A 6,851-nucleotide genomic window follows, 5' to 3' on the forward strand; every position below is an offset into this window, starting at 1 on the left:
GTTTGGTTTACGGCGGATGCGGGCTTCGGTCTTATCGCGCCCGACGGATATTGCATTGATTTTGGTAACGGCGGATGCGCTTCGCTTATCCGCCCTACGCAGATTTATACCGCTGCGCTCGGCCGTAGGGCGGATAAGCCGAAGGCGCATCCGCCGTCATCCCACTCAAGTTACGCGGGGTTATCGATGGTGCCGTTACATATTGGCTGGAACGCCGTCAGTCGATCCATCATGGCGGCATTACCCAAGCCATTGCGGGGGAACTTGTCCGCATCGCCAAAGCGGCTCTGCTCACCGTGCAACGCCATGTAGTTGAGCACCACGGTTTCCACCAGCAGGTTGACGTTGTTGGCCGCCGGGGTGGAGGCGGTTTCCACGTCACCGCTGGGGCGCATGTAGCCGATCTGCTGATGCGCTTCCGGACCACCATTGGACTCCAGCAGTTGCGGGCGACCATTGGGGTTGTACACCAGGAAGAAGGACGCCGCGGTCTGTTGATTGTCACCGGTCCAGACGCCTTTGCCGCGCCCCTCCGGGGAATCATCGATCATGCCGTTGCTGAATACCGAGCCGTCGCTGAACACATAGACCATGATCGGCACGCCTTTACGGGCGGCGTATTCCAGGCAGGCGCCGATGCAGCGCCCGGCGCGCAGGTCGCGGATTTCGCCCGTGGCCCGGTCGCCGGTGTGGTAGTCGTAGCCACCCATGGTGACGGTGCCCGCGCCCGCGCGGCCCTCCACCACCAGCTTCATGACCGAGGCGGTTTTCCGGAACTCCCGGTCGCTCATGAATTCGGCTTCCGAGAAAATGCCGTTGGGGCCGATGATATCCGGGTCCGCTTCCGGGTCGATGGAGGCCGGGTCGCCGAAGCGGGCCGCCAGATCGGCGCTTTTCACGTAGCCACAACTCAGCAGCTCCTTGAGCTGTTCATCCTCGGTGGTGCCAAAATTCAGGTTGTTCAGCCGCGCCCGGCTCATGCGGGTCATGGACTCCATCACCCGCACGGTATCTTCCTGGCTGAGCATGTTGACCAGGTCCCCGGTATCCACCAGACCGGTGACGTCACTGGGCTGGTCCACCTTGGTGGGGCGCACCTCCGGGTTGATCAGGGAGGCAGGCGCCAGGGAGTTGCCGCCGGAGTCGTTGGCCCGGGAGCCGATCAGCGCCAGCAGCTCGCCGTTGGCACCGGCGCGGTTGATGCCGTACATGGGGTTGTGGGGGTTATTGCCGGTATCGTTCTCCGAGCGGGCCGGAATCACACAGCCGTTGACCAACTCCGTGCGGGCGCCGGCCCGCTCCAGAATGCCGGCGAGCATCTGGCTGTCGCTGTGAAACGCCAGGCCCAGATCGGTGTTCACAAAATCCTCGGTGGAGGATTGAGGGGTCATGTCCCCCGGCAGGCCCTGCTTGCTGTAGCCCGCCGTACTCAGGAAATCCAGTTGCCCTCCCGGGCCGCCCACCAGCACATTGGAGCCCGCCATATTGGCGCCCCCGGCCAGATCGAAACAGATAAACGGAATCTTGCCCGCCCCGGTGCTGGCAATGCCGCAGTCCTGGCGCAGTTGCTCGATATCGTTGGCCAGATTCACCTCTTGGGCGAGGGCGGAGTTGACGATCAGCCCGCTCAACGAGCCGCCAACGATGGTACCGGCCCCGGCTTTGAAGCCGTGGGAAATCAGCTCCCGCCGGGTCATGGGGCGGTGGTGACCATCCAGTAGCAGCGGTGCATCCGGGTGCAGAGGAGCCTGTCGTTTAGCCATAGTGGTTTGCCTTGTTGCTCCGGGTTGGGTCGAGAACAATGTTCATCAATAACAGTTCCTGAAAGCCGGTTACTGCACCAGCGTCAGGGCACTGCCCAGGGTCGCCGCGCACAGGGCGGTGACGATGGTACGGCTGCGCTCGGCGTCGCCGCCGCTGGTCGCCATCCGATCAATCAGATCATTCATTTCGGTGCGCAGGGCCGCCGGATCCGCCTGGCTGGCCAGTGGCTCGCCTTCGATTTCGGCGGCGAGCAGATGTTTCAGCAACGGTTCGATTACCGCCGCCCTACCGTCGGTATCAAAGGCACCACTGACACCGGCGCTGAAATCAAATCCGGCGTAATAGTCGCTGCGCTTGTCGCTGTCCGCCGTCAACGCCGAACAATAGGCCACGGCCAATTGGGTCACCCCCATCTGGTGCGCAGCGACAAAGCCGTCTACCTGCGGGGCGGTGGGCAATTGCTGGCGGACTTTTTCATAGGTGCCGGCCACCGAAGCGGTGGTACCCGGAATGCCGGTGGCGGTAGACAGAGTGGCATTGATCGCGGCAAAGGAGCGCAGACCGAGGCGCGGTTGATCTTCGATCACAGCGGGACTGCCCGGCGCTGGCGGTTCGGACTCCACGCGAACGAATTCATGCTCCCCCAGGCGATCAAAGGTCAGGAAGAACTGATCGCTGTCCGGCCCCTGTTGCAACTCAATCACGGCACCCTGGCCGGACAGGGTTTGACGCCTCTCGACAAAGGCTTCGGAACTCAGCTCGGTCTCCAGGGCGGCAAATACCTGACCCGTCGGGGCCTCTCGACCATTGACGCCAATGCGTATGCCCTTGATCGGAGTGGGGGGTACCGTCACGTCATCATCCAGAGTCAGGAAGAAGGGCTCGGCAAACAGGTAGCCGTAATCGTCGAACTGCTGTACCTCAAAAGCGATGTACGCCGTTTGCGGATCCAGACCGATTTGATCCGAGACATCGAACAACAGATAAAACAATGCACCGACGCCCACCTCAAAATTGGTCCCGATCGCCTCGGGCGACAGGGCGCGATTGTGAATGGCCAGGAAGCGGATGCTGCCGCTCCAGGCGTAATCACTGCCGGACACTTCGTTGCCGAGCACCAACGCAAAGGTTTCGCTCCACTCTTCCAGCGCGGCGCCCGCCAGAGGATCCTCATCGTTGGTAAACTCACCGTTCACATACAGGCGTCGACCGTTGACCGGATCGAAGGTGGCCACCACATGCTGCAAGGTGGCCTGCAGGCGTTCGTCAGCGTCGTTGGTGGACAGGGCAGGCAAACCATTGACGTCGGTCTCACCGCTGCGATTGAGAAAATCGTAGTTGTAGAGCGTCTGGCCCAGAGTAAAATTGCGCACATCGTTGCTACCGGAGTAGCTGACAATGCGGGCGGTATCCGCACCGCCGTCCCCCTGGGTCACATTATCGGGAATCACCCAGGCTTCGATACTATACTCACCAGTGGCGGTGAGCAGGTCGTGCAGCTTGCGGCTACCACTGGTGGCCGCCTGGGCCTTTCCGTCATTGCCGCTGCTGTTCAGGCGAAGCCCCCAGGAGCTCATCCACTGCACATCACCACTGAGATTGAGGTTGGCGGCGGGTTCGACACCACTGGTGTCGTAGGCGATGGGACCCTGTCCGGTTTTGAACTCGTACTTGGCAATAATGTGGGTGTCGATCCGTCCGCCGCTGCTGGCGACGATGCCGTTACCGAGGCTGAGCGCCCGACTGACCACCAGATCCGGATTGATCTCGGTTTCCGCAATACTGTCGGCGAACTCGGTGATGGCCGCGGTCATGGCACTGGCATCGCTCTGGCAGTCATCACTCCAGCAGTTATGGCCCTCGTTACCCAGTCGTTGCACCAGTCGGGAATCGGCCGGATCATCCAGGCGCATACGGGTGCGCGCCGCTTCGAAAGAGAGAGATACCGAGCTGCTGCCCAGGTAGGGTTGCTGTGCCGTGGGTGCGCTGCGTGTGTGACATTCGCTGCAGTATTCGGTCAGCAAAGGATAGACCGTGCTGGCAAAAGCGCCAGGTTCGGCAGGCATGATTTTACTGCTGCCGACGGCCTGATCATCCGGCGCCTCAAAGACCACCCGAGTGCTGACCGAACCGGAGGCACTGGCCCAGGCCTCTACGTATCCCTCGATGATGTCGGCACAGGCGTCGGCACTGGCCTGCCAACAGTTGTGGCCTTCGGCGACCTTGGTCACCAGACGGGAATTGGCAGACTGCTCCAGATCGATGTAATCATTGATATCCGCATAGGCCAAATTGATATCGTCCGAGCGCACAAAGGTGGGTTCCTGTCCGCCCGTGCCATGGCAACTGCCACAGCGGTTTTCCACCGCCAGTGGATCCCACACCGACAGTTTGAACTGCTGCACATCATCGGTCTGCGGCGCCGGGCCGTCGTAGGTGGCCGCCGGGGGTTCCTGATTGGGGTCAACATTCTGTTGGACGTCGCTGCCACTATCGGAGCCACAGCCTGCCAACAGGAATAGAAATCCGAGGATGATTGGAGAGTGCTTTATCAGGTTCATCATCACTCTCCCTTGCAATAGTCGGCGGTGTCGATAAACGCGCGGCGCAGATCGAACCCGGCGTTGGCGAGATGGTCGGTGGCGGTTTCGATCAACTGGTGATCCTCGGGGCTACCCGGTTGGCGCAGGCACACCTGGCGAAAGACTTTTTCCACCTGACAACTGGCAAACGCTTCACTGTGAGCCAGTTCCATGCCCATGCTCTTGGCACCCTCACCGCTGCCCGGCAGTGCATCACTCCAGCCCAGCACCCGGTTGTTGCCCTCGCGCCAGTAGTTGTCCCACTGATCATCCATGGTCACGTAGCCATAGCGGAAGGTATTGGCATTGATATGGTACTTGGGCACCACGCGGGTGCCGGTTTCCGCTTCGGTTTCACCTTCGCGGTTGTAGGTCAGTCGGCCGTCCTCACCCTCGGGATCGGCGTCGGCATCATAGTCCCAGTTGTAATAGGCATAGGCCTGGGCCAGAGGATCCATGCCGTTATGACAGCCCATGCAGTTATTCAGGAAGACCCGACTGTCCCCTCCGGGGCTGCGACTGACATCCTGACGGATGCGGTCCGGGGTCAGGCTGGTGTCGTGCACCTGCTCCAGATCCCGGCACAGGTGATTGAGTAACGTGAAGCGGAACATGGCACGGTTGGTGCCCGCGTAAAAGAAGGCGCGCGCTGCGGCTCGACTGGTCATCACCCCGGCGGTCGCCTCGGCGGGCAGACCGTTGACATCCGACTGGGTGCGCTTGACCAGTACTTCCGGGTCGCCCAGCGGCAGGCCCTGGGTTTCCAGTGCCTCGTAATGCTGATTGTCGTCATTGGCATAGGCGGGCAATCCGCTGGCGCTTCCGACGTACAGAACGTTGTCGTAGAGCAGACCGCGAATGTCTTCCCCGTCGCGCACCATGCCGATAAAGGTGGCGGTGTAGTCGTTGAGCGGTGCAAACACGCTCTGATCCCGATTGGTCCAGGGCGTGGCCATGTTTTTCAGGGTGACGCTGTAAAAATGCTCATTGTCCATCGCCAACTCAACGGCGGCGTCGACGTCTCCCTCAGCGATCAGGTCGGCCATTTGCAGCAGTACGCTTTCACTGGGCGGCACGCCGGCAATGCGGTTGTGAATCTGCAGCGCCTGCTCCCGGGGGCCGGCCTGCGCCGCGACGCCAACCAGAATCAGCATCAGACAGAAAACGGAGCGCAGACGCATGACGCCGCGTAACGGAAGTTGGCGGGTGCTGTTCACGGTTATTCCCCAAGGCCATTGGTGCTTATCCGCCAGACCGGGCCACATTGGCCGGCGGGAGTCTGGTGGTTTTTGTGTAACATTTGACGCGCGTTCCAGACCATTATAGGGGTGATGCCAGCCAGTTCCCGTGCGGGTTTAGCCACGGGTTTTGATAAGTGGATCACACTTCCGGCATTCAACCCCGTTTTTTGGCACTGGATCCCATTCCGTCGGCCCTGAAAGCCCTGATAATGGCGCTTTTGCTCCGGGACATCCGTCATGACACTCAGTGCCACTACACGTGCGACATTGCTGCCGATTCTGGCCCTCGGGCTCACTGCCTGTGGCGGTGGCGTGGGTGACCCGGTAGGGCCCGGCGAGGACAGCGGCGGCGGTCAGACACCGGACCCGGTGGTGGTGGATTTTCCGATTGTCTATGTGCTGCGCCCCGTCCCCCGGGATGAGGACTCCGACGAAATTCTGGCAGAGGTACTGACCGAGCCGGCCCAGTTTAACGCTGGCGCCCGACTGTACTTCCAGGACCGGGCCACCGCGACGGCGGGCCGGCGGGAGCTGACCGCCGGGCTGTTCGATGAGGGGGCGCTTTACGATGTAAAGGACATTGCCCCCCACCCGGATGGGGACCGCTTCCTGTTTGCCCTGCGGGCGCCGGAGATCGAAGACGCGGATGACGACGAGCAACCCACCTGGAATATCTGGGAATATGACCTGAACACCGAGTCCCTGCGCCGGGTGATCAGCTCCGATCTAAGCGCCGAGGCAGGTCAGGACGTCAGCCCACAGTACCTGCCGGATGACCGCATCCTGTTCAGCTCCACCCGCCAGAGCCGCAACCGGGCGGTGTTGCTTGACGACGGCAAACCCCAGTTCGCGGCCCAGACCGAAAACGACAATCAGGACGCCCTGGTGCTCCACGTGATGGATGCGGACGGGCGCAATATCGACCAGATCAGCTACAACCAGAGCCACGACCTGCAGCCGCTGATCGACGTCGAGGGCCGGGTGCTGTTCACCCGCTGGGATGGTTTCGCGCAAAACCGGCTGAGCTTCTATCAGCTCAACCCCGACGGAACGGGCCTGGCGCCGCGCTACGGCTACCACAGCCTGGCCGGCAGTGAGGCACCCGCCCTCTTCTCGACCCAATTGACACTGGACGGTCAATTGCTGGCCATTGCCAAGCCACAAGACGAGCTGCTGGGCGGAGACCTGGTGCGGGTGGATGTGGCCAACCATGTCGAGAATGATCAGGCTCTGGACGGTGTGGCGGGCGGCCCGGCCCAAACGT

General features: G+C 61.6%; 4 protein-coding genes. 1 reads left to right on the top strand and 3 read right to left on the bottom strand.

The window, feature by feature from the left end:
• Window positions 1-170 precede the first annotated feature (170 nt).
• The 3 genes from B3520_RS08725 to B3520_RS08735 all read right to left on the bottom strand — a co-directional run bounded on the left by B3520_RS08725 (window position 171) and on the right by B3520_RS08735 (window position 5,527).
• Window positions 171-1,763 carry a hypothetical protein gene (locus tag B3520_RS08725; protein WP_024461542.1) on the bottom strand — a complete coding sequence of 531 codons (1,593 nt, stop codon included), beginning with the start codon at window positions 1,761-1,763 and terminating at the stop codon, window positions 171-173.
• Between the two features lie 69 nt (window positions 1,764-1,832).
• On the bottom strand, window positions 1,833-4,325 hold the full coding sequence (locus tag B3520_RS08730) for a LamG domain-containing protein (protein ID WP_286875872.1): 2,493 nt from the start codon (window positions 4,323-4,325) through the stop codon (window positions 1,833-1,835).
• Between the two features lie 2 nt (window positions 4,326-4,327).
• The gene (locus B3520_RS08735; protein ID WP_414673691.1) at window positions 4,328-5,527 is read right to left on the bottom strand and encodes a hypothetical protein; all 1,200 of its coding nucleotides are present in this window, start codon (window positions 5,525-5,527) and stop codon (window positions 4,328-4,330) included.
• Between the two features lie 297 nt (window positions 5,528-5,824).
• On the opposite strand from B3520_RS08735, the gene B3520_RS08740 reads away from it, so the two are divergent.
• On the top strand, window positions 5,825-6,851 hold a 1,027-nt coding region (locus tag B3520_RS08740; protein ID WP_414673882.1), incomplete at its 3' end, for a TolB family protein.

This window comes from Marinimicrobium sp. UBA4509, from assembly GCF_002388575.1.
In the GTDB taxonomy this organism is placed as follows: domain Bacteria; phylum Pseudomonadota; class Gammaproteobacteria; order Pseudomonadales; family Cellvibrionaceae; genus Marinimicrobium; species Marinimicrobium koreense.